Source organism: Pseudoalteromonas haloplanktis ATCC 14393 (assembly GCF_000238355.1).
In the GTDB taxonomy this organism is placed as follows: domain Bacteria; phylum Pseudomonadota; class Gammaproteobacteria; order Enterobacterales; family Alteromonadaceae; genus Pseudoalteromonas; species Pseudoalteromonas haloplanktis.
Genome location: NZ_AHCA01000005.1, coordinates 246,337 through 270,509, shown reverse-complemented (window position 1 = coordinate 270,509; position 24,173 = coordinate 246,337). Strand labels below are relative to the sequence as shown.

Below are 24,173 nucleotides of genomic sequence, written 5' to 3'. Positions count from 1 at the left end.
ACTTTTTAATTTGCCTTGTTATACTGCCGTAAACTTACTCAAGCTGACTGACTTTTTCATTTGCACCACCTCCTCGTGAAGAAGGGGGTAATTTGGTGTCATTGTCGGTTAGGATGAAAATTAAAATACCAATGGATGCTATAAACGGTATTACCCAAATAATAACAATTTGAGCAATCTTTTGTGCTTTCTCAAAGGATTCAGATTTGGCGACTAAAAACGTTACAATGACATTTAAAACAACTGCAACGATCAGAGCTATTTCTAAGTAATTATCTTCCACGAATCACTCCAATATCAGGGGCAGTATAACGCTTAATATAACTGGAAAATACGGAGCGACAGCGAGTAATTTTCCAGTTTATGTTTTTTTATATGCGTGCAATTTACACCTTATTATTTTAATTTTGCTCTATTTGGTTTTACGTTTAAGTTTGAATAAGTAAAAAGTAGAACCAACAAAAATGGCTAGAGATGCTAACCCAAGCCAGAAAGATAGCAAATAATAAAAGACTGTTGCGCCCCCACTATGGAGTGTAAATATACCGCAGTCATAACCACACGTTTCCATCCGATAAAATGACCACAGAAATACTACGAACCAGAAAATAAATGCGTAAATTGTAAATCTTCTAAGCTTTATAATGTTCATCTAGATTTGGCTGCAACCGTTTAGCATATAACGAGCCTGTAGATTAACTCGTTTTTAATTTATTTTTATTGATGCATTAACCATAGCCGAGTTCCTATTTTGATTCAATCGGTTACTTCAGTTTTACATAAAATATAAAAAGAAGATTTGCTGTTGCTTTAATTGGTGTTTTGGAAGGTATGACAGGTGTTTGATTGGCTTATTTGAGGTGATATGGGCTTACCTTTATTAATGCATCGTGTTTTCACATATCAATATTAGCCTTCAAGTTCATCCTCATTTACTTCTCATTCCCTTCTCTTTGTGCAAAAAATCTTTAGTTGAATTATTCACAAAGAGGGTATGAGGCGCTGCGCTTTAGAGTGATACAGATTCTAGACCCAAAAAATTTACGCGGCTGGGTATACAACCAACGCTTATCAGCTAACGGTGAATTTAGATCACTGGATACGCCGTAGGATAAAATGTGCTACTGGCGGCAATGACGTTCTTTACAAAGGAATAGCACGCACAAAAGTACGCAGTTTAATGAAATTGGGTGTTAGCGAACGACTCGCCATAGCTTGTGGTACACCTGCACCAAAAGTAGGCGCTTGCAAGCGAAGACTCTTGTCACAGCTCAAAACAAAAGGAATTAACATTGCGCTAGGCAATGACTACTTAGCGTCACAAGGTTTAGCGTCATTAAGCGATATTTGGATCAATATTCATTACGGGAGATGAACCGCCCATTGCACTTCCTGCAAATAAAAAGCGCATGATGGGTGGTGTGGGGGCTGGAGGTTAGAGACCTCCGGCTACCCGATTAGGGCTAAATTTCCAATGCTGGAAGTTCAACATTATTAATTAGCGCTCTTAGCCTCAGAAAGTGCTTTTTGTTTACCCTTCCAACTAACTTTCGACTTCTATATAAATCTCCCGTGCCTAGGTGCATAACCACATTCTCATCGTAATTATGTGCATGTGGCGAGGAAGGGAAAGGGTCAACGTCATCTTGGTGTACGTCCCAAACTTCACCCTTAATTTTATACTTCTTCTTGGTGAGTTCACTTTCAATCCCACCAGGTAAAACACTATCTTCATCGCGTAGAACTATACGTTCTAATATTGGGGTGCAAGTATCTAAGTAACTAGACGATGAAATAAAGCTGTGAATTATATTTTCATCCAAAGGTGGCTCGATACCTTCCTTATCAAGTGCATCGACTAACTCTCCGACCTCAATTACACATTTGTATTTGGCTTCCAAATGGAAAATGAAATCTTCGCCAATGCCCATGAAATCGACTAGCAACATGACTTTGTTCATATTCATACTTTCCATAAAAACTATCCTTTTTAGCCCTAACGCCGCAAATAAACGGCTAAAAATAGTTGGCTAAAATTTGTGAGGTACGAACAAAGCCAACTGTTTTTTGTCCGCATTTTTTAATTTGCCTTGTTAACTGGCTTTAGGTCAATGCATTTTATTTAAATGGATTTTTACCGTAACTTTCCCTGTGCTTATAAAATATATAAAAATGAACGATAAACATAAACATGAAGTAAATAACACCGAACAATAGCCCTTTATCTAAACCTTCTGCCCAACCGATAATGCTTCCAGAAAATAATGCAATACCGAAGTGAGCAAATAACATTTGAAAATGTATTCTCAAAAATGCTGACAAATAATCACTCCCAATTAATTATATGCACAATGCTAAAGAGCCAGTTAACGCTTATTGAACACCATTTTGGTGGTTTATAACGCACCAAAACGGCGTATATTACATACCCTGATAATTTCACCAATAATTACCTTTGTAAACAAATAATTAAAACAGCTAGGGTTAAGCCTGTTATTTTGCCCCAATACGGCGTTTAATAATGTTATTGGACAAAATTAGATTTCTACTTAAAACACAGGAATAAATTTAATTTCTTTAGTGACTGGTTATCGCTCTTAGCTGGCTGTCCGGTGAGGTCTTTAAGGTTTTTTGGCTAACTTAAACGCTTGTTTTACGCTATACATATCTTTATCTGCCATATCTAGTAATGCCTCGAACGACTCTTTTTCTGAAGAGTTAAAACTACGTCCTATGCTCAAGGTTAAATTTGGTAGGTTTTTATCTGCAAGCTCTGCTTGGTAAGCATTAATTATTTTATCTATCACATGACTAATTAATCGTTTGTCAGAAATCTGAATCAACGCAACAAATTCATCCCCGCCTAAACGACCAATAATATCAGCATCACGCAAATGAGACTTTAGTGTTTTGGCGAGTGTCATTAAGGCTTGATCACCAATTTCATGGCCATAGTTGTCATTTAATTTTTTAAAATCATTTATATCAATGAATAAACAACACACATCAAAGCCTAATCGGCCTGATAAACTGAGCTTTTGTTGGGCGAGTAAGTTCAGAGCGCGGCGGTTATAAATATGAGTGAGTGGATCTAACATTGCAATTTCGCGCATTTGCACAAAACTGTTTATTAATGCTAAATCATCTTCAACCATGTCTCTGAGTTGCTTGATTAATTCCAAGTAATTGCGCTGATAATCCGTTTGTTCAAAGTCCATGACACAAAAAGTGCCAAACACTTCACCATCAGGCCAATGTATCGGCAAACCTAGGTATGACTCAAACCCGTCTTGCGTAACCTCAGGGTTGTCTAGCCACATATCATCTTTACTTGCATGATTCACATATAAAGCTTGGTTGTCTTGCACCACTTTTTTACAGAAAATATTTGTATCAAGTGGCACGACCTCCCCTGCTTTATACGGGTTTTCTCGCTGTTCGCTGGCAACTACAATTCGGTAACCAGCGTCAGTAGCTTGAACAACAAAACCTGCAGGGGCTGAAAATAATTCAGTCATTAAATCGACTGTCTTTTGCCACTTTTGTAAAGATATTTGACTGTCTTTTCCTGAGAACACCCACTGATTAGTTTTAAACATACTACTTACTCAAGCTAGTTGCAGAGCTTTAAGTATAAGAAACTTATCGGCGTCGGTTTGAACTTTTTTTACCTAAAATTCGCTTTTTATCCCGTTCTTTTCGCGATTTATTCGTATTTTTTCGATTATCTTTAGGCTTTTTGTTTGGGTCGGGCTCATAGCCGGTCAACCACTGCGGAGTAAGACGAGTATCTAATAATACTTCAATTTCTTCTAGTAGCCACTGTTCATCAAGACTCACCAGTGACATAGCTAAACCTTGTTCACCTGCACGGCCAGTACGGCCAATGCGGTGTACGTAGTCTTCTGCTATATATGGTAGTTCAAAGTTAATCACATACTTTAATGAGCTAATATCTAAGCCGCGAGCAGCGACATCGGTAGCAACGAGTACACGGGTCGTACCTTCTTTAAAGTTCTGTAATGCTCTATCACGTGCGCCTTGTGATTTATCACCATGGATAGATTCTGTTTTCAGGCCATCTTTGCACATTTCTTTAGCAAGTTTGTCGGCCATTTGTTTAGTACGTGTGAAAATAAGCACTTGGCGCCAATTTTTCATACCAATCATGTGTGATACAAGTTCACGTTTGCGATCTTCATCAACCGCGTAAATCACTTGTTCAACTTCGACAGCAGCCGAGTTACGCTTATCAACTTCAATTAATTTAGGATCTTTAAGTAACTTTTTACTCAGTTCAAACACGCTGTCATCAAAAGTCGCTGAGAATAATAAGGTTTGCCGATCACTTGGTACATGGCGCAAAATTCGCTTAATTTCATCAATAAAGCCCATGTCTAGCATACGATCAGCTTCATCAAATACCAAAGAATCTACGCTTGAGAGTTTAATACTGCCTTTGATGATGTGATCAAGTAATCGTCCTGGCGTTGCAACCACCACTTGCGCGTCTTTCATTGCTTTAACTTGCGGGCCAATGCTTGCGCCACCATAGGCTAATGCCCCTTTAATATCAGACCCTTGCGCGTACTTTTCAAAGCTGGCAAATACTTGCTGAGCAAGCTCTCGGGTAGGCGTTAAAATGAGCACTCGCGCAATACCTTGCTCGTCTTTTTTCTCGCTTGTTAATAGCTTGTGTAGTAAAGGAAGTACAAACGCAGCTGTTTTACCTGTGCCCGTTTGTGCACTGCCCATCACATCGTGACCGGCTAAAATTAATGGAATGGCTTGTAGTTGAATAGCCGTAGGCGTTTGATATTCATTGAGCTCAAGTGCTTTAAGCAGTAAAGGGTCGAGATGAAGATCCGTAAAGGTTGCAGCAGACATAGCATTGACTTGAAATAACTAATAATGGCGCTATTGTACGCACAAAATAAGTAACAAAAAAGGCGCTTGCGCGCCTTCATTTAAATCTTCAAGTTCGTGTTGCTTATGCAACGGGCTTAAGCGTTTCTTTACGCTGATTATAAAACGAAATAAGATCATCAACAGTATCTTGGCAATATTCACGAATACCAGACACTAGCATGTGTTTTTCACCATTCCCTACTTTTTTACCTTCTTCAAGTAAGTTGAAACGTAAGGTAATTTTTCCGCGTTTACCGGTATATTCAAAACTCGGCTCGGCAAACTCTAACGTAGGTGCATGAATGTCTAATGTATCAAGGTTAATTAACATTGATTCATAGATAACCATAGGGCGAGCTGGGTTAATCATTACATCTTGCTTACCCATAAGTGGAATAATCACATGCGGGAAAGTGGTGCCGGAAAACTCAACGTAATTCTTTATTAGGCTATCGGTGAGTGTTTGACACTGACTGGTTTTACCGTCACGCTTTACCTTTAACATGACTTTTTCGCCGCTGGTAATATCAAACTCATCGGCGCCTTCAGGGAAGCTGAGTTTGGTAGTCTCATCAACCATGCCTGCGAAGGTAAATTCCATTTTTTCACTGATACCATACTGATTTAATACCAATGAAAAAAGTAAATCTCCAGGAACACAAAACTTCTTTGCGTCTTTATCGTGTAGCGGGTTGTAATCATCGGCTACACATTTTGCGAAACGACAGCCTTGCTCACGCGATATAGAGATATGATCAGCATGTTGCTGATAAAAAGGACTTAACATAGTTGTTCACTGCTTAAACTGCTTATAACCTGCCTATTCTACCAGATAAAAATGTAATAGAGGTCGAATCTGTTAAACTTTTGTTTCAAAAAAAGCAAATCGATAAAAATACTTTCATTACCCACTTACTAACTCTTCCTCGGTTAACGAAAACTCAAAACTGTATCATTATGTAGCATAGGTTAACTCCTGCTGGATAATAGTGAATAATAGAGTTAGCGATAATGAGCTCACGATGGTAACAACAATCATCATTGTACTTTTCCTGAACAGGTCTCTTCTTATAATATACGATTAAACTATATAATTATGAGAAAACCGTGTCAGGTGATGTTGTATAGCAAACAAACTATACCCCATATAATTTAAGCTGTGCCACCGCTTATTCGACTATGTAATAATTCCTCTGATACTTAGGTTTTGAAAGTGTATACGTTAAAGTTTTTAATAATGATTTTATGCCCTGATACAAGCAGTAAGCCTCTTGCTGCGATGCAATCGCAACTGAAATTTAAAGCAACAGCGCAAATCAATAAAACTAACTACATTAACACACAAGAAAGTATCGATGAACCTCTGCAAATTAGAGTAAACTATGGCATTATAGTGCGGCTCAGTAACCCTATTTTTATTGAACAACGAGTTGTAACAGAGCAAAAAACAACCATCTATAACCCAAAAAACTCTCACAGTTCGAAACGTCAATTTGGCTGGAGCTTGTAATGCATATCTATTTAATTGAAGATGATTTAAAACTCGCAAAATTAATACAATTGTTCTTATTAAAGCAAGGGTTTACTATCGATGTATTTAACAGTGTAGCTGACTACAAACAACATAAAGCAACCTTTATACCCGCTTTAATTATTTGTGATGTTATGCTACCTGACGGCAATGGCTTTGAATTATTTCAACAGTTAAGTACTGAACATACATGCCCAATCATTTTTCTAACTGCACTTGACTCAGATCAATCTCACATTAAAGGCCTAAATTTAGGTGCCTATGATTATTTGATCAAACCACTCAAACCAGAACTCTTGCTTGCAAAAATTAATGCAATTTTACGACAAAATGATCCGACCCAACAACGTGACAGCATTGAGCAACCACTTACTCTCAATCAGACCAAACGTGAAGCCTATTTTGCCGGACTTCCATTAAACTTAAATGACAGTGAGTTCGAGATTATTGCTTTTTTAATAAAAAATGCGCCGCACCCTGTATCACGGGAAATACTTTTTAAACAGGTTATTGGTCGTAACTATAACGGTTTAGACCGTGCTATTGACTTAAAAATAAGTCGATTAAGAAAAAAACTAACTACGCTATTTAGTAACCAAAAAAGCAGCATCACTCTAGATATAAAATCTGTACGTAGTAAAGGTTATTGCCTAGACATTATTAACACTAAAGAGAATAAATAGAACAACATATGACTCAGCAATTTTTGCGACTTTATATTTTTATTACGGCAAGTTTAATTGTTTTAGTCGTTATTTTTGGTCAGTTATATAACTACTTTTTTGAGCAAGACACGCCCAGCATACCGTTTACCGTACAAAATTTTCAGCAATTAATTGCAAATAAGGAGCAACAGATCGCTGAAATTCCACATGCTGATTTAGCATTGCCGCAATCGCTACATAAACAGTTAGTAACTGAAGGGATCATTACAGTTAACAATCAAAATAACCAACGCGTTATTTACCTACCCAGTGAGCGAACGGGCTTTGTATATCGAGTTGGCCCTCTCCCGCAAAATCACCATGAAAATAATAATCTAATTGTTTTTTTTGCATTCTATATTTTGCTTGGTAGCATTATTCTTATTTTAATAAGACCCGTATTTAGAGATTTAAGCATCTTACAAACAGCTGCAGACCAATTTAGCCAGCAACCAGTAATGATGCAACCCGCAATAAAACCCAACTCTTCAATTGCGCCACTAGCCAATACATTTTCACAGATGTCACAACGCATAGAGCAATTCATTCATTTACACCGTGATCTATCGCGTATTATTTCACATGAAATACGTACGCCATTAACGCGGATGCGGTTTGCCCTATCATTAACTGAGGATGACCTAATAAACGAGCAAATCCAGCAGGATATTGATGAAATAGAACAACGGTTAGACCAATACTTACACTTTGCTCGCATTGAACATCAACAGCAGTACTTTGAACAAGAAACAACCAATATTGAAGAATTAATTCAGGCTGAAATAGAAAAATATGTCTTGTATGAAAATTTAACAATAGTACAAAACAGCCAAGTTAAAACACTCTGCTGTGAAGCTAATTACATAGCTATTGCTGTACAGAACTTATTGGTAAATGCGTCAAAATACGCAAAAAAGCTTATCAATATTAGTGTTACAGAAGATAACACACACTATTATTTAAGTGTCGAAGATGATGGCCAAGGTCTTCCTGTCAATGCTACATCTTTAATCGACCCCTTCCAACAAGGTGAAAATGATAACCTTGCCAGCGGTTATGGACTAGGCCTGTATATCGTAAAACGCATTGCTAGTTGGCACAGTGGAGATGTTATTATGGCCAACAGTAATGTAACAGGTGGTGCAAAGGTAACACTTAGTTGGCCTAAACAATCAACACTTTAATCCAGCTAGCGGGCTAAATAGAGCGTATCAAACAGGTATAAAAAAACCGCGATATGAACGCGGTTTTTTATAATTAAATTTGCTTCTTTTATAAGCCTGCACGATCTTTAATTACAGGGATTAATGCAGATCCTGCGTGGCCGTTTGATTCAGCCCATGTGATATCAGCACCATCTTCTAAAGAGCTTTTAGATAAGTTTTTCACAACGTACTCACCAGCATCAGCAGCATTACTAGCAATTGCATGGCGCAGTAAATTAAGGCCATTACACTGTACAGCATCGTATATGTTACGAATTTTAACACGTGAACTTTTTAGCTTATCACGTAGACGATTTTTATCATCCGCAGCTATGTATTCACAGATTGAAACAGCTAACTGATCATCCGCTTTAACAGGCGCACTGAAAGCTATAGAGCCAGAAACAACAGCCGAAACAACTAGTAATGTTGATAATTTAATCATTGTATACCCTTGTGTAATACTTTATAACTACCTTAGTTGGCTAATATTGTACCAACCTATCAGCCTATTCGCAATAATGTTACTTAATTTTATCCAATGTAACGAAGGTATATGCGTGTAAATTCTTATCACTAGGTTGATTATGTTGCTCATCTACAACTTGCCAATTGGCGGCGCCCTCATAATCAGGGAATTGAGTATCCCCTTTAACATCAAGATCTATAAACGTTAAATAAAGCGTATCCGCACGCTCTAAGAACTGTTGATATATGTTACCACCGCCAATCACCATCACTTCATCACATTCGCAAACCAATGAAATTGCGGCCTCTGGCGATGACACCACATCAACACCTGTGGCTTCAAAGTCGCTATTACGGCTTATCACTATATTATGTCTACCAGGCAACGGACGGCCAATTGACTCAAATGTTTTACGTCCCATGATCACCGGCTTACTCATGGTAACCGCTTTAAAATGCTGTAAATCAGCTGGCAAATGCCATGGCATATTATTATCTTGACCAATTACGCGATTGTTTGCCATGGCTGCAATCATTGAAATTTTCACATCAATACCCTAGTACTTTTTCATTAAACAAGAAAAAAGGAGCACAAGCTCCTTTTATAACATTCTAATTTTTACTAACGTTCATAAATAACTTCAACGTCATAGTCGTCATCATCCCAACTATCCCAATCGTCGTCGTCATTACTCTTCTTCGTAGCATCTCTATGATAAGTATCCCATTTGAATTCAACTTCTTCATCTTCAACTGGCACAAACTTTTCTTTTGGCATGCTCTCAAGCAGTGTCATTATGTTATGAATTAACGGTTGAGTATTCAATTTGTTAATTGCTGAGATATGATAAATATTCTCTGTCTCACCTAACTCTTCTGCAATTTGATCACATAATGCTTGGGCTTCATCTTCCGGTAATAAGTCTATTTTATTAAAAACTAGCCAACGTGGTTTTTCTGCTAGCTTAGGACTATATTGATGTAATTCATTAATGATCGCAAATGCATTATCAACTGGATTTGAGCCATCCACAGGCATCACATCAATAATATGTAATAGCACACGACAACGTTCTAAATGCTTCAAAAAGCGAATACCTAAACCAGCACCTTCCGAGGCACCCTCAATCAAACCTGGAATATCAGCAATCACAAATGATTTATTTGCTTCTGGGCGCACCACGCCTAAATTAGGAATAAGCGTAGTAAACGGATAGTCAGCCACTTTAGGGCGTGCTGCCGACACACTTCGAATGAAAGTCGATTTACCTGCGTTAGGTAAGCCTAATAAACCGACATCAGCTAATAACAATAACTCAAGCTTAAGATTACGTACTTCACCTGGCGTACCTAATGTTTTTTGTCTCGGAGCGCGGTTAGTACTTGATTTGAAACGCGCATTCCCCAAGCCATGGAAACCGCCTTTTGCAACCAAAATTCTTTGGCCATGCTGAGTTAAATCACCAAGCCCTTCTTGAGTATCCACATCAGTAATGCGCGTACCAACAGGCACCATGACATATAAGTCATCAGCCTTTTTGCCGGTACAGTTACGACTGCGACCATTTGTACCACGTTCAGCTCTATGAAAACGTTCAAACTGATAATCAATAAGGGTATTTAAGTTTTCATCAGCTTGTAGATAAACACTACCACCATCACCACCGTCACCCCCATCAGGTCCACCATCTGGGACATATTTTTCACGGCGGAAAGATACAATGCCGCTACCACCGTCTCCAGCTTCTGCGCGAATTTCTACTTCATCTACAAACTTCATGATTACTCACTTTAGGGATTGGCTTGTTAATTTCACTATTATATACCTAAGTGGCCTATAGAGCACACTCTGCATAAAAAACACTTGGGTATAGATTAGTAACAGACTTAAAACAAAAAACCCCGCAAAGGCGGGGTTTTTTAAGAACCGGCTCTGATTACTCAGATACGATGCTTACGTATTTACGGTTTAAAGGACCTTTTTGTTCAAATTGAACTTTACCATCCGCTTTTGCGAAGATAGTGTGGTCTTTACCGATACCTACGTTTACGCCTGCGTGAAATTTAGTTCCACGTTGACGAACAATGATGCTTCCCGCTAGAACTGATTCGCCACCAAAACGCTTAACACCTAGGCGTTTGCTTTCTGAATCGCGACCGTTACGAGTACTACCAGCTGCTTTTTTATGTGCCATTTCTAAGTACCTCTAATTAAGCGCTAATGCCAGTGATTTTAACTTCTGTGAACCATTGACGATGGCCCATTTGCTTACGAGAATGCTTACGGCGTCTAAATTTAACAACCTTAATCTTCTCACCGCGACCATGTGAAACAACCTCAGCTGTTATTTTACCACCGTTTACGAACGGTACACCGATCTCGATTTTCTCACCATCAGCAACTAAAAGTACTGAATCAAATTCAACTGCTGCACCAGTCTCAACGTCTAATTTCTCAAGACGAATTGTTTGACCTTCAGTCACACGGTGCTGTTTACCACCACTTTGGAAAACCGCGTACATAATTAACTCCGTCTGTGCGCCCTCAAATCGACGCAACTAAAATATTATTCAATAGGGCGCGAAGTTTACGCTAATGTGCAAAAACTAGCAAGCCTGTTTTATTAATTAAATGAATAAAAAATAGCTGCATTGAGAGCGATTCAATATTTTCCTCCATTTTATATTAAATTGGCATTATGCCAAGCCTTTTTAGCGTTTGATGACAAATAAATTACACCATGCGCAAACTACCTCAAGGAATAAAAATAAGCATGTTGAATTGGCGTTAATTTCTTAAATAAAAAAGTTATCTTTACTAATTAAGGTTAAATTAAGCTGCATAACCGTGTTTTTTCAGCGAATCGTCACAAACTGTCGAGCAAAGCCGTTTTTTGTTGTACAATCAGCCCCGTATACCCATTAAATTTGGCTCGGAGATCAATGGATATAAAAGCTATCCAGGCGTTAATCGAAAACGATATGAATGACGTCAATCAACTAATTTACGCACAAATGCGCTCTGATGTAGCACTCGTCAATCAGCTCGGCTTATATATAGTGAACAGTGGCGGCAAGCGTGTTCGCCCTATGTTAGCTATTTTGGCGGCTAAGGCGCTTGGCTATGAAGGCAAAGATCATATCACTTTAGCAACTATTGTTGAATTTATTCACACGGCGACATTATTACATGATGATGTTGTTGATGAATCAAATTTACGTCGCGGTACACCAACAGCCAATGCTGAGTTTGGTAATGCTGCAAGCGTGTTGGTTGGTGACTTTATTTACACCCGCTCATTTCAGCTGATGGTAGGACTTGGCAAAATGCAAGTGATGCAAATACTTGCCGATGCCACCAATGTCATTGCCGAAGGCGAAGTATTACAACTAATGAATTGTAATGACCCTGATACCACTGAAGACAGTTATATGCAGGTTATTTACTCTAAGACTGCAAAGTTATTTGAAGCAGCCACAGGCCTTGCAGCTATTATTACCGAGCAGGATGCAGCAACATTAAAAGCACTCAATTTATACGGCATGCATTTGGGCACCGCTTTTCAACTCGTTGATGATGTACTTGATTACAATGCAGATGCAGAGCAACTAGGGAAGAATATCGGTGACGATTTAGCTGAAGGTAAGCCAACACTGCCTTTGCTTTACGCCATGCGTCACGGTAATGAAGAACAAGTACAGTTAATTCGCGATGCCATTGAACACAATAACGGTATGGATCATTTAGAGGCGATTTTAACAGCCCTAACCCAGACCAAAGCCCTAGAGTTCACAATGGATAAAGCAAACGAAGAAGCTGATAAGGCAATTGCCTGTTTAGCTGTATTAGATGAATCGCCATATAAAGAGGCTTTAATTAGCCTTGCCCGAATAGCGGTCGATCGCAGTCATTAATAACCGGTATTAAATACACAATATTTCGAGCATAAAAAAGCCTGCAATTGCAGGCTTTTTTAATCTTTACCTCAACTAACAGCCGAGGTAAATCAAGCTTATGCGTTGATGAAATCAACACCTTCTTGAATGTCTTTTTTCAGCGTATCTAGCATGTCGTTTTTAGCTTGCTCTTCAAATGCGCTTAGTTCGCCGTAAGCAAGAATTTCTTCTACGCCGTTTTTACCTAAACGTACTGGGTGTGCAAAGTATGCAGCATCGCCGCCTTCAACAGCAACATAAGCGTAATCAACAACGTCTTCGCCTTGTAGACCTTTAACTAAAGACATACAAAAACGAGCAGCTGCTGCGCCCATTGATAATGTAGCTGAACCACCGCCCGCTTTAGCGTTAACTACTTCAGTACCTGCATTTTGGATACGTGGAGTAAGTGCAGCAACTTCTTCATCTGTGAAAGTAACACCTTCAACTTGAGAAAGTAGAGGTAGAATCGTTGTGCCTGAGTGACCACCAATAACTGGTACTTTAACAGTAGCCACATCAACACCTTTAAGCTCAGCAACAAATGCTTCTGAACGGATCACATCTAAAGTAGTGATACCGAAAACGCGCTTAGCGTCGTAAGTACCCGCTTTTTTAAATACTTCAGCAACAATTGGCACAGTACCGTTTACTGGGTTAGTGATAATACCCACTAATGCTTTAGGGCAGTTAGCAACAATGCCTTCAGCTAGCGTTTTAATAATACCGGCATTTACGTTGAATAAATCAGCACGGTCCATACCAGGCTTACGTGGCATGCCAGCTGGGATAAGAACGATATCACAACCAGTTAATGCTTGATCAAGTGCGTCAGCACCAAAACCAGCTACTTTAACGTCAGTTGGGATGTGAGAAAGATCAACAGCAACACCAGGAACAACTGGAGCAACATCATAAAGTGATAATTCAGAACCAGCTGGTAAGCCTGTTTTTAATAATAAAGACAACGCTTGGCCGATACCGCCAGCAGCACCTAATACAGCAACTTTCATTGGAATTCTCCGTAATTTGAGGTAGGAAATATTTGTGGCTCTAAAGATAATGAAATTAACGCCTAAAGACAAATTTATCCTGCTTATTTTGCATATAATTTCGACCATAGTTGTAAATTTTTTTATTTACAACGGCGAAAGAGTACGCAAAGCTAAACAACTACTGCATAAATATTCATTTTTGTGTAGAATTTAGGTCATCAAATAACAGAGCAGAACAACCACATGCAACCACAAGATAAACAAGAAGCGTTAGTTAAAGCCTTTAAATCACTTTTAAAAGAAGAGAATTTTGGTTCTCAAGGCGAGATCGTCGATGCTTTAAAAGAACAAGGCTTTGATAATATCAGCCAAAGTAAAGTTTCACGCATGTTGAGCAAGTTTGGCGCCGTTCGTACCCGCAATGCCAAACAAGAAATGGTTTACTGCTTACCCGCTGAAATGGGGGTGCCTACCGCAAAAAGCCCGTTACGTCAGTTGGTAATTGATATTATGCATAACGAAATGATGATCATCATTCGCACCAGCCCAGGTGCGGCACAACTGATCGCCCGTTTATTAGATTCATTAGGTAAAGCAGATGGTGTGCTGGGAACAATTGCCGGTGATGATACTATTTTTATCGCCCCCGCAAAAATCTCCGAAATTGATGTAACGTTAGAGCGCGTACGCACTCTATTTGATACAGTTTAAAGCTGCTTTAAGAAATTAATTGATGGGGCGAAAAATGCAGAGCCCATATCGGCTTGCGTAAAATCAAGCCAGTGGTCATAGCAATCACCCTGCCCCAACCGACTTAATAGCATTTGCTCAAATGCATTGCCTAGTGCCGCATAGCTGATCGCTAATATCCCCTGCTCATAAACATCACCATACGGCATGTTTTGATTTAGCTGCAGTGGCTGCCCTTGCTCATTTTTAAGTTCAGTGCGGGTAGCATGACTGTTGTCCTGTGCCGGCTCTATTAACTTATTGTCTAAGCGCGTACGGCCCATAATTTGTTCTTGTTCACTCAGCGGCAGATTTTGCCATACACTCAAGTCATGTTTATAACGTTGCACATGCACATAACTCCCTTGATCTTCAAAGTGTTCGGGTTTATGAATGAGTGCAGTTAGGCGCTTTTGACGGCCATGCGGAGTATCACCACCGAGGATAAAACCGTTAAAATCACGCCCATCAAGAAACCGAAAATTTCTTACTTGCTCAACAAGTTCAACATCAGGGGCGAATAACTTAAGCACTTGTAATGCAAACAGGTGATTCACATCTTCTCTGTCAGAACGAATTTGTATAAATAAATCAAATGGCTGTGCACCCATAACATGATCGTTATGGGTGATGTTAGGAAAACTCTGTAGTTGACTCGGCAGGAATTCTGGCAATATATGTGGCCAATACTGCGCCCCTACCGCAACCACGCTAGAGAGCATAGATTCAGAAAACTGATCCGCAAACTCATCTTGAATAGCGCTAACATATTTTAATTTTTTGCGTAATGACTCATCGTGACCATCAAGTACATTAAAAAATAAATGTAAACCGTGCAAGTTTGCTTCAGCACAAATCCCTGACTGCGCTTGCGCCATGATATTTCCTTAACTCAAAAAGTCCTACACGGCGTAACGCGAATGTAGTTATTCAGCGAAAAAATTAACCGTGTGCGGTGTTATTCTTATAGTGACATCTTCATTTACTAAAAATGATTGACCCGACTGAGCAGCAACATCAATTTCTTGCCCTTCAATCATGACTTTATAGACAAAGTGCGAGCCAACGAAACGACGGTTTAATACAGTCACCGTGTTTACACTACTGTGTTTTGATTGCAAAGGCGTTAGTTCTAAATGATGCGGGCGAACATAGAGTTGCCCAACGCGCTTTGCATGACTGTGTGCAAGCAGTGACTCAACTCGCCCAAAAGCAGTACTGTATTCAGTTGCTGTTAATGCTTCAGCGTCTAAGTATATGCCCTGACCAAGAAATTCTGCAACCACCTTTGAGTTTGGCGTGTTAAAAAGCTGCTCAGGCGTGCCTTGTTGCGCAATTTTACCGCAGTCCATAATCGCGAGTGTATCGGCGAAGGCAAAGGCCTCTTCTTTTGAATGAGTGACAAATACAGCGGATACTTGCTGATTTTTAATAATGCGCCGAATATCTGCAATAAGTTCAAAACGCACTTGAGTATCAATATTTGAAAACGGCTCGTCTAATAACAATAAACTGGGCTTATAAGCCAGCGCTCTGGCAATAGCTACCCGCTGCTGTTGGCCACCCGAGAGTTGATGGGGAAAACGTTTTTCACAGCCAACTAAGTGCACAAGCTCAAGCATTTCATTAACCCGTTGCTGTTTTTGTATTTTGCTCATTTTTGTTAAGCCAAAAGCAATATTATCAGCTACTGTTAAGTGCGGGAACAACGCATAATCTTGAAACATCATGCCAATATTACGGTATTCAGGCGCTAAAAATGTGCGTTCATCGCTAACAAGCTTACCACCAATAAATACCTTTCCTTGCTTGGTTGCTAGCAACCCTGCAATCGCTTTTAAGGTGGTGGTTTTACCGCAGCCACTGGCGCCAAGCAAACAGACAATCTCATCTTGAGCGACGACCAAATCCAACCCTGTTATTACTGGCGTGCCGTTATACTGATACGATAAATTTTCTAACACTAAACTGCTCATTTAACTTCTCATTTAGCTACGTTGCTCCATCGAGCGATTAACAAAATACAAAGGTACTAACCCAACCAATACAATTGCTAACGCCGAAATGGAGGCTAATTCTAATTGTTCATCACTAACATATTGAAAAACATGGGTAGCGAGTGTTTCAAAATTAAACGGCCTGAGTAATAAAGCGGCTGGTAACTCTTTCATACATTCTATGAACACCAACAGCGCAGCCGTTAAGATACCCCGCCGTAACAACGGGATATGTACCTTACGTAATGTTTGAGCTTGGCTTTTTCCCATTGATTGGCTTGCCATATCTAGGGAGGGGCTAATACGCATAAAGCTTGCCTCAACAGCGCCATGAGCAATCGCATAAAAACGCACCACATAAGCAAAAATGATAGCAAATAAAGTACCGCTCAATAATAAGCCGGGTGAAAAACCCGCGGGTTCTAACCACGTGTTTAATTTATCATCGAGTAAGGTTAAAGGTAGCAATACAGCTATTGCTAATACTGTACCGGGCAATGCGTAGCCAATACTGGCTAAGCGCCCAGGAATAAGCGGATACGCTTGCTTAGCAATACGCTGATAAAACACCACAAGTAAGCTCAGCGCAATTGTTACTACACTCACAATAATTGCGACTTTAAAGCTTTGCCATGCATAAAGGAAAAAGGCACTATTCCACGCTTGCTCAGCATATGAAATTGCATAACCCACCAATACTGCAACAGGTAGTACAAAGGCAAAAAACAGCACCACAAAACAAAATGCGGTTGCTAACCATGCGCTTTTGCCCGTTAAGGTATATAACGTATCACTATTAACCCCTGATTGACGTTCGAATACCGCTTGATTACGACGACTGTAACGCTCCATTGTCAGCGCTAAGAATAAAATAAGCAGCATAATTGCTGATATTTTTGCAGCTGCCGTTAAGGAGTAATAGCCTAACCACGTATCGTATACCGCTGTTGTTAACGTGCTTACTGCAAAGTAATTTACCGTTGCAAAATCAGCCATTGCTTCCATACTAATAAGCGCAAGCCCTGCCACAATAGCACCACGCGACAGCGGTAAACTAACCTTATAAAAGCTATGTCTAGGTGAATGTCCCATTAACTGGCTAGCCTGTACTAACTTAAATGATTGCTCGCGTAACGCAGTTTTAAAAATCAAATAAAGGTACGGATACAACACTAACGCAATCATCATAATTGCACCAGGTAAAGTGCGGATATCAAAAAACCAATAATCGGAGGGGGCTTGCCAACCAAACCAATTTCTCAGTGCTATTTGCACCGGGCCAGCATAATCAAACAAGTCTGTGTAAACGTAGGCGATAATATACGTGGGCATTGCTAACGGCAACATTAACGCCCACTCAAACTGCCTGCGGCCAGGGAAATCACAATAAGCAGTGAGCCACCCCAATGGTAAAGCAATGAGGCAGCTGACAACGCCAACCCCTAAAATCAATAATAGTGTATTGCGAGTATAATCCCACAATACTGTATCCCAGAGGTGACTAAATACCTCGGAATCACCTTGCAGAGATTCAAACAACAAAAAGCATAACGGGGTTATTAACAGTAAGCCAATAACCCACGCAAAAAACTGCCATCGTGACAGCGAAAATTTAAAGCGCATTAAAGATCGAACTTCACCTCATCAATTAGCTTAAGTGCTAAAGGACGATATTTGCTAATTTCATCAAGCGCTAAACTGTCTTCCTTGAAGCTGCCCCACGATGCTACTAAGCTTGATAATTCAACGCCAGGCTTAACCGGATATTCCATATTGACCGAGGCGTACATGTTTTGTGCCTTATTGTCGGTCATATACTCAATAAGTTTCAAGGCATTTTCTGGGTTTTTCGCGTACTTGGTCATAACCACGCCTGAAACATTAATGTGCGAACCTCTGTTATCTTGATTAGGGAAGTTGATATATACAGCATCGGCCCATGCTTTTTGCTCAGGATCTTCAATCATCTTCCCAAGGTAATAACTATTGCCCAATGCTAAGTCACACAACCCCTCTTTAACTGCTTTCACTTGCCCACGGTCATTGCCCTGCGGTTTACGAACTAAATTTGCTTTCACCCCTTCAAGCCAAGTTTTTGTTTTAGCTTCGCCATGATGAGCAATCATTGATGCTACAAGCCCTAAATTATAAGGGTGCTTACCTGAGCGAGTACAAATTTTACCTTTGTATTTAGGTAAAGCCAGCTCTTCATAGCTTAAATGTGGTAATGCTCCCACGCGCTCTTTTGATGAATAAACATTACGCACCCGTTTAGTTAAGGCAACCCACTGCCCTTCACTATCACGAAACTTAGCAGGCACATTATTATTAACCGTTTCGCTGCTAATTGTTTGAGTTAAATTAAGCTCATCAAGCTGAACTAAATCACTAAAGTTTGAAGTCAGCACTAAATCCGCTTGGCTGTGTTTCCCTTCACGTTTAACTCGCTCAATTAGCCCTTTTTTAGCAAACACAACATTAGTTTTAATCCCTGTTTGCGCTGTGAAATCATCTAAAATTGGCTGAATTAAAAACGGTTGGCGAAAAGAGTAAATATTGACTACTTCGTTTGCAAACGCGGGGGCGGCTACCACTAAGCCAACTAAAACTGCTAATGTTTTTTTCATAAGTCGCTTCCATATAAATAATAACAATTATCATAACTTGTCCCTTGAATCTGTGCACCCATTAAATCGTAATCAAAGGTGACTACACCCATAATGGAAATCACTTGTGCGATATATCTCACGGTTATGACAGCTATTGAGTATAAAACACGATAAAAAACTGAAGCATACAAGGTAACTATTTAAAAAATAACAACTTTAACATCATTACAAAATAATGACCTAATTTTCGTTGTTGTTTTTAGCCTATTTTGTTTGCAGATTCTCTCTATACTTACTTCATCGGTTAAGCAGTGACGCTTAAATGAGTAAACGGACAAGGATTGCTTACTCATAAACCTCGTATTTTAGGTTACGTTAGGAAAAAATGGACTCATGGACAGGCTCAGGAAGAGTAACACTATGGATAGTAAATAAACGGACAGCGTCAAGATGATGCGAAAAGGATAAACAACAGGGCTCGCAAGAGAGTTGTTAGACAGGAAGTTAAAAAAGCGGACGAATGGACAGGCCTTGAGGGCAACGCAATGGAACTGTTAATAAATGGATAGCATCAGGACGGTGCGTAAGGGATCGGTAATAGACATTACCAATAGGGATGACAAGGAAGCACACAGGAGATAGGCTCGGAGCGCCTTCATCACGCAGAACGAACAAGTAACAGCGTGATCACATGGATTTGTAAAGATTAGGAGTTGATTAAGTTCAATTGCAGGATGCAGAAAATTAGAAGATTCCGCAAGCGCGACTAGCGATAGTTCGCGCTTTTCTTTTGTCTGAAAAACAACTCATTGTATATAAGCGCTGACTTCTCTAAAATAGCGCGCTGATAAACCACTGAGGCCCGCCGTGTTAATTAACTACAACCCCCCACTAGATCCGTATTTGAGCATTATCTTTCAAGATGATGACTTACTGATTGTTAATAAGCCCAGTGAACTACTCACCGTACCAGGCAAAGATCCTAAACACGCTGACTGCTTAATTGCTCGCGTTAATCGCGTATTTCCTACCGCTAGAATTGTGCACCGCTTAGATATGGCAACCTCTGGTATTATTTGTTTAGCGATGAATAAAGCTGCGCATCGTAATTTAAGTATGCAATTTCAAGAACGCCAAACAGCTAAACGCTACATAGCGCGGGTTTATGGAAAACTAGAACCACAGTCAGGATCGGTTGATTTACCGCTGATCTGCGATTGGCCTAATCGACCAAAACAAATGGTTGATCATGATAATGGTAAGCCATCATTAACTCACTACAATGTGATTGAATATGAAGCACATGCGACACGGGTAGAGCTTACCCCAATCACTGGCCGCTCTCATCAGTTACGCGTACATATGTTATCACTAGGACACCCAATTTTAGCCGATCGCCTCTATGCTCATGCCGATGCATTAGCTGGTGCAAAACGACTTCAATTACATGCACAAATGTTGCAACTAGCGCACCCGTTAACAGGACAAATCATGACATTTACGGCAGAGCCTGATTTTTAAGTCCTAAAATCAAGGCTAAACTTTTTATCATTCAAGCCGATAACGACTTATTGACTCATCGTGGTGGCTGATATGATTACTGGTAAACAATTTAAAATACCGCAATTAATAGGCTTAGCTATAGGTATTACGCTATTGACACCTGTACTAGCTGCCGACTTTATTACACCCACTCCTTGGTCAACCGTTGTCAGTAGCGATTTATCACGCTTAATGCCACAAGACGAGTTAAAGCCGCTGCTTGCTGGTGACACTGAGTTTTTGAGCTTATATCGTCAGCACATGAGTGCTCAGCAGCGTGGTGTGGTATTGATCATTCCTGACTGGCAGCACTTACCGACCGATAACGATGGAATTAATTTTTTACGCACCCAACTAAATGATTTAGGTTATGCCACATTAGCAATGACAGTACCTGATATTGACTGGCAAGCCGTACCAACTGAAGCTGAAAATCCTCAAAGCAAGCCAGCTAATAGCAACCAAACTGAAAGCGATAACAATGATGATTCGCCTACGACTCCACCGGCTAAACCAGTGCATGTTGAGGCGATTGCGCAAATAAGTAATGCAATAATCGATAATTATAAACTCAACTTAATCGCACGTTTTAATGCGCTATATCAAAGTGCATTGAATGAAGATGGCAAAATAGTGGTCATTGCCCAAGGTGCGAGTGCAGCAGTGTTACTCGAGCATTATGCCCAATACCCAAGCACTAATATTGATGCGTTTATCAGTCTCAGCAGTTACTTACCAAATAGTCAACGAAATCAGCAACTCAACGCAACAATCTCAACGATTAGTCCACCATTGTTAGATATTTACTACAGTGTTGATAACCCTGATTTACTATTAAGTGTGGCGGATAGAAAACGTTGGGTAAAACGCCATAGCAAGTATGACTACCGTCAACGTGAACTATTTGGCTTGCGCTCAGAGCCACAGCAACATGAGCGCCTCACCAAAGAAGTAGACGGCTTTTTACGCCGCCTTTTTTAAGAACTCATACGCAGCTTGAATGTCTTGGCTCTTCTTTACCGCCAATTCCATCATGTGCTTAGGCAACCCTTGAGAAACCAATTTATCAGGGTGATGTTGCGCCATGAGTTTACGGTACGCGACTTTTATGTCTCGCGCACTCGCTTCATTATTTAAACCCAACAAAGCTAACGCTTGAGTACGACTCATACCAGTATTAGGTGGCACGTGATGACCTGAGCCTTCTCGATAACTGCTACTTTGCCCATTTTGGCGCTGTTGCTGTTGTTGGTAACGCTGTTGTTGCTGGCGAAAAGAAAACTCAGCTTGGTAGCGCTTAAGCACAAATGCAAAGTGAGTTTTAGAGATCCCCAATAATTTACTGACCTCTTGCAATAGCTCTTTTTCTTGCGTTGCAAGCACCCCATCAGAAAACGCCATTTGAATTTGAATTTCTAAAAACAACTGCAGTAGATCATGACGGCGTGCAAAACGTTCTTTAAAATCAAACACGGTTTCTTTGAGTGAAAAGTCGCTGTCTTTTCCCGCTTTAAAAGCATCCTGCGCTTCTTTTCGATCATCTCCCGTCAAGCCCATTTCATCCATAAATAAGCTAGCAGCACGAATATGGGTTTCGCTTACCCGGCCATTTGACTTAGCAATGTGCCCCATGACGCCAAAGCAACTGGTGAAAAATAGCGCTTGGCGTTGATGAATGTCGTCATCACCTTTAAATAAACTTGCAAAGCCACCTGCTTTATCAAAATTTTGCTTTAAGCTTTTATCAAACATATGGCCTAAATATAAGCCTATAAATAAGCCTATAATGCGCCCAAACATAAAGCCAAAACAGGCACCTAAAATTTTACCCCACATGTGGCGCTCCTAGATTGTGAAAATTATTCTGCTGCGCTATCAGTGACTCATTCAATTGCGCCAATCGCTCCGGCGTACCAATATCATCCCAACGACCAATATACAGCTCAGTAGAGACAAGCTGCTCAGCCAATTTTTCTTTTAATAACGGCCCTAAGCGATGAGACCCTGCAGTGATCCCAGCAAAAAATTGTTGATGGAAACGGCTAATACCAGAGAAAGTGTACTTCGGACTGGCGTCATCTAAATGGCGCAAAGTAAAGTCACCATGTGGGTTATGCGGCGGGTTTTCAACTAATACTATGTGCCCTTCCCCATCATCTAGATGAATATGCAGCAATGAACTTACGTCATAATCGGTAAATATATCACCGTTAATAACAATAAATTGCTCTCCCAGTAAAGGCAGAGCTTGAATAATACCGCCTGCGGTTTCAAGCCCCTGTTCAGGCTCTTGGCTATACTCAATCTGCACACCGAGTTGGCTGCCATCAGCAAAGTAATCACGAATTTTATCACCTTGCCATGCTAGGTTGATTACAAAGTCAGTAATCCCGGCACTTTTGAGTCGTTCAATATGATGTTCTATTAATGGCTTACCTTGTACCTTTAACATTGGTTTAGGTAAATTTGCAGTTAATGGCATCATACGTTGACCGCGACCCGCGGCTAGTATCATCGCTTTCATTATTTATCAGGTGCTTTATCAAGTGCCACTATTGTAGCCGGTATAATGGTATTTTTAATCCAAAGACCTAACTCCATTAATGGCGGATGATCTTGAGCAACATCACTAATATAGCGCAAGGTTGGCAATACATTGTCCATATACCCTGGTTTACCATCACGTAAATTCAGCCGACAAAAAATACCAGCGGCTTTTAAATGACGCTGAATGCCCGTTAGATCAAACCATTGTTTAAAGGTTGTAAAACTAATATTGCTGATCAATCCCTGTTGTTCAAACTCGCTAAATGCATGCTCAAGTAAATACTCAAGTTCATCGTGAGGAAGTTTAAAATAGCAGTCCCGCAATAGCGAAACTAAATCATAACAAACCGGACCTTGCACAGCATCTTGATAGTCAATAATTGCCCATTGTTGTTCACTGCGCATAATATTGCGACTATGGAAATCACGATGCACTGTCACACTTGGCTGAGCAAGTACGTTAGCAATCAGTAACTCGCAGCTAGTTTGCCAAAGTAAGCGCTCAGCAGGAGTGATTTTTAATTGTAAAAACGCTTCGACCAGCCACTGTAAAAAAATACCTAGCTCTAATTCTAAGAACGCACGGTCGAAATCTTTCATATGTTCAACTGCAGGCATTTTTGCCCATTGCGCACTGAGCTTTATTAAATGCTTATAATGATTGATGCGCTCTTTATCATCGAGCATATCAGCAAGGTGCACATTACCTAAATCACTTAATAAAAAGAAACCTTGTTTTTCATCAGCGTGTAATATTTTCGGTAATTTAAATCCATGCTCAGAAAAAACCTTATTCAGTTCTATATAAGGTGTGTTATCCAGCTTAGTTGGATCTGAGTCCATGACTATATAGCTCTCTTGACCACTGTTTAAGCGGAAGTAGCGACGAAAACTCGCATCTCCAGTGATCGCAGCAAGTTGATATACTTCATCTTCAAAATGCGGACTTAAAAACTGCTGTAAACTTTTATAACGGTTCATTTCGTAATGATATCTATTTTT

General features: G+C 40.0%; 26 protein-coding genes. 7 read left to right on the top strand and 19 right to left on the bottom strand.

From position 1 onward, the window contains the following. Positions 1 to 34: 34 nt before the first annotated feature. From PHAL_RS23015 to PHAL_RS0111785, 6 genes are all read right to left on the bottom strand, one after another. On the bottom strand, positions 35 to 283 hold the full coding sequence (locus PHAL_RS23015; protein ID WP_016708621.1) for a hypothetical protein: 249 nt from the start codon (positions 281 to 283) through the stop codon (positions 35 to 37). Positions 284 to 1,463: 1,180 nt separating this feature from the next. Further along, positions 1,464 to 1,976 (bottom strand): hypothetical protein, encoded by a 513-nt coding sequence (locus tag PHAL_RS0111805; RefSeq protein WP_016708619.1) that lies wholly within the window; start codon positions 1,974 to 1,976, stop codon positions 1,464 to 1,466. A 142-nt stretch (positions 1,977 to 2,118) separates the two neighbouring features. Continuing rightward, positions 2,119 to 2,322, bottom strand: a complete 204-nt coding sequence (locus PHAL_RS24125; protein WP_138973946.1) for a hypothetical protein — start codon at positions 2,320 to 2,322, stop codon at positions 2,119 to 2,121. Between the two features lie 299 nt (positions 2,323 to 2,621). Then, positions 2,622 to 3,599, bottom strand: a complete 978-nt coding sequence (locus PHAL_RS0111795; protein ID WP_016708617.1) for a sensor domain-containing diguanylate cyclase — start codon at positions 3,597 to 3,599, stop codon at positions 2,622 to 2,624. A gap of 43 nt (positions 3,600 to 3,642) precedes the next feature. Then, complete coding sequence (locus tag PHAL_RS0111790) at positions 3,643 to 4,887, bottom strand: DEAD/DEAH box helicase (RefSeq protein ID WP_016708616.1); 1,245 nt, start codon at positions 4,885 to 4,887, stop codon at positions 3,643 to 3,645. Between the two features lie 103 nt (positions 4,888 to 4,990). Further along, positions 4,991 to 5,695 carry a DUF3581 domain-containing protein gene (locus PHAL_RS0111785; RefSeq protein WP_016708615.1) on the bottom strand — a complete coding sequence of 235 codons (705 nt, stop codon included), beginning with the start codon at positions 5,693 to 5,695 and terminating at the stop codon, positions 4,991 to 4,993. 450 nt (positions 5,696 to 6,145) lie between these two features. Here PHAL_RS0111785 and PHAL_RS0111780 point away from each other — a divergent pair, with 450 nt between their 5' ends. From PHAL_RS0111780 to PHAL_RS0111770, 3 genes are read left to right on the top strand one after another with little or no spacing between them, the layout of a single operon-like run. After that, positions 6,146 to 6,418: a hypothetical protein gene (locus tag PHAL_RS0111780; RefSeq protein ID WP_138973945.1), complete on the top strand. Its 273-nt coding sequence runs from the start codon at positions 6,146 to 6,148 to the stop codon at positions 6,416 to 6,418. Further along, on the top strand, positions 6,418 to 7,122 hold the full coding sequence (locus tag PHAL_RS0111775; RefSeq protein ID WP_016708613.1) for a response regulator transcription factor: 705 nt from the start codon (positions 6,418 to 6,420) through the stop codon (positions 7,120 to 7,122). Before PHAL_RS0111780 ends, PHAL_RS0111775 begins: the two co-directional genes overlap by 1 nt. Positions 7,123 to 7,130: 8 nt before the next feature. Continuing rightward, on the top strand, positions 7,131 to 8,327 hold the full coding sequence (locus tag PHAL_RS0111770) for a sensor histidine kinase (RefSeq protein ID WP_016708612.1): 1,197 nt from the start codon (positions 7,131 to 7,133) through the stop codon (positions 8,325 to 8,327). An 88-nt stretch (positions 8,328 to 8,415) separates the two neighbouring features. On the opposite strand, the gene PHAL_RS0111765 is transcribed toward PHAL_RS0111770, so the two are convergent. The 5 genes from PHAL_RS0111765 to rplU all read right to left on the bottom strand — a co-directional run bounded on the left by PHAL_RS0111765 (position 8,416) and on the right by rplU (position 11,339). Further along, positions 8,416 to 8,793 (bottom strand): DUF3718 domain-containing protein, encoded by a 378-nt coding sequence (locus PHAL_RS0111765; protein WP_016708611.1) that lies wholly within the window; start codon positions 8,791 to 8,793, stop codon positions 8,416 to 8,418. Between the two features lie 79 nt (positions 8,794 to 8,872). Next, positions 8,873 to 9,364 (bottom strand): type 3 dihydrofolate reductase, encoded by a 492-nt coding sequence (gene folA, locus PHAL_RS0111760; protein WP_016708610.1) that lies wholly within the window; start codon positions 9,362 to 9,364, stop codon positions 8,873 to 8,875. 74 nt (positions 9,365 to 9,438) lie between these two features. Next, on the bottom strand, positions 9,439 to 10,596 hold the full coding sequence (cgtA, locus tag PHAL_RS0111755) for an Obg family GTPase CgtA (RefSeq protein ID WP_016708609.1): 1,158 nt from the start codon (positions 10,594 to 10,596) through the stop codon (positions 9,439 to 9,441). 157 nt (positions 10,597 to 10,753) lie between these two features. After that, on the bottom strand, positions 10,754 to 11,011 hold the full coding sequence (gene rpmA, locus PHAL_RS0111750; RefSeq protein WP_016708608.1) for a 50S ribosomal protein L27: 258 nt from the start codon (positions 11,009 to 11,011) through the stop codon (positions 10,754 to 10,756). 16 nt (positions 11,012 to 11,027) lie between these two features. Continuing rightward, positions 11,028 to 11,339, bottom strand: coding sequence for a 50S ribosomal protein L21 (gene rplU / locus PHAL_RS0111745; RefSeq protein ID WP_006794538.1), 312 nt, complete (start codon positions 11,337 to 11,339; stop codon positions 11,028 to 11,030). Between the two features lie 420 nt (positions 11,340 to 11,759). Between rplU and ispB the strand changes: the two genes are divergently transcribed. After that, entirely contained in the window at positions 11,760 to 12,731 is a 972-nt protein-coding gene (gene ispB, locus PHAL_RS0111735) for an octaprenyl diphosphate synthase (protein WP_016708607.1), read from the top strand. A 98-nt stretch (positions 12,732 to 12,829) separates the two neighbouring features. Here ispB and mdh read toward each other — a convergent pair whose 3' ends face one another. Then, entirely contained in the window at positions 12,830 to 13,765 is a 936-nt protein-coding gene (gene mdh / locus PHAL_RS0111730; protein ID WP_016708606.1) for a malate dehydrogenase, read from the bottom strand. Between the two features lie 225 nt (positions 13,766 to 13,990). Here mdh and argR point away from each other — a divergent pair, with 225 nt between their 5' ends. After that, positions 13,991 to 14,458 (top strand): transcriptional regulator ArgR, encoded by a 468-nt coding sequence (gene argR, locus PHAL_RS0111725; protein WP_016708605.1) that lies wholly within the window; start codon positions 13,991 to 13,993, stop codon positions 14,456 to 14,458. On the opposite strand, the gene PHAL_RS0111720 is transcribed toward argR, so the two are convergent. The 4 genes from PHAL_RS0111720 to PHAL_RS0111705 are packed head-to-tail and all read right to left on the bottom strand — an operon-like array spanning position 14,455 to position 19,100. Next, on the bottom strand, positions 14,455 to 15,354 hold the full coding sequence (locus PHAL_RS0111720; RefSeq protein WP_016708604.1) for a Dyp-type peroxidase: 900 nt from the start codon (positions 15,352 to 15,354) through the stop codon (positions 14,455 to 14,457). The genes argR and PHAL_RS0111720 overlap by 4 nt on opposite strands. Before the next feature lie 48 nt (positions 15,355 to 15,402). Next, entirely contained in the window at positions 15,403 to 16,452 is a 1,050-nt protein-coding gene (locus PHAL_RS0111715; protein ID WP_016708603.1) for an ABC transporter ATP-binding protein, read from the bottom strand. 12 nt (positions 16,453 to 16,464) lie between these two features. Further along, positions 16,465 to 18,096 (bottom strand): ABC transporter permease, encoded by a 1,632-nt coding sequence (locus tag PHAL_RS0111710; protein WP_016708602.1) that lies wholly within the window; start codon positions 18,094 to 18,096, stop codon positions 16,465 to 16,467. Beyond that, positions 18,096 to 19,100 (bottom strand): Fe(3+) ABC transporter substrate-binding protein, encoded by a 1,005-nt coding sequence (locus tag PHAL_RS0111705; RefSeq protein ID WP_016708601.1) that lies wholly within the window; start codon positions 19,098 to 19,100, stop codon positions 18,096 to 18,098. The genes PHAL_RS0111710 and PHAL_RS0111705 overlap by 1 nt, the downstream gene beginning before the upstream one ends. An 849-nt stretch (positions 19,101 to 19,949) precedes the next feature. Here PHAL_RS0111705 and rluA point away from each other — a divergent pair. Together rluA and PHAL_RS0111690 are read left to right on the top strand one after the other, a co-directional pair. Further along, a complete protein-coding gene (rluA, locus tag PHAL_RS0111695) occupies positions 19,950 to 20,603 on the top strand; it encodes a bifunctional tRNA pseudouridine(32) synthase/23S rRNA pseudouridine(746) synthase RluA (protein WP_016708599.1) in 654 nt (217 codons plus the stop codon). Positions 20,604 to 20,675: 72 nt separating this feature from the next. Continuing rightward, a complete protein-coding gene (locus tag PHAL_RS0111690; protein ID WP_016708598.1) occupies positions 20,676 to 21,605 on the top strand; it encodes a DUF3530 family protein in 930 nt (309 codons plus the stop codon). Here PHAL_RS0111690 and djlA read toward each other — a convergent pair. Genes djlA through PHAL_RS23010 form a run of 3 tightly spaced genes read right to left on the bottom strand, consistent with a single transcriptional unit; the run spans position 21,588 to position 24,152 of the window. After that, entirely contained in the window at positions 21,588 to 22,460 is an 873-nt protein-coding gene (gene djlA, locus PHAL_RS0111685; RefSeq protein WP_016708597.1) for a co-chaperone DjlA, read from the bottom strand. The genes PHAL_RS0111690 and djlA overlap by 18 nt on opposite strands. Then, on the bottom strand, positions 22,450 to 23,148 hold the full coding sequence (gene murU / locus PHAL_RS0111680; protein ID WP_016708596.1) for an N-acetylmuramate alpha-1-phosphate uridylyltransferase MurU: 699 nt from the start codon (positions 23,146 to 23,148) through the stop codon (positions 22,450 to 22,452). Before murU ends, djlA begins: the two co-directional genes overlap by 11 nt. Then, complete coding sequence (locus PHAL_RS23010; protein WP_036980923.1) at positions 23,148 to 24,152, bottom strand: aminoglycoside phosphotransferase family protein; 1,005 nt, start codon at positions 24,150 to 24,152, stop codon at positions 23,148 to 23,150. Before PHAL_RS23010 ends, murU begins: the two co-directional genes overlap by 1 nt. Positions 24,153 to 24,173 lie beyond the last annotated feature (21 nt).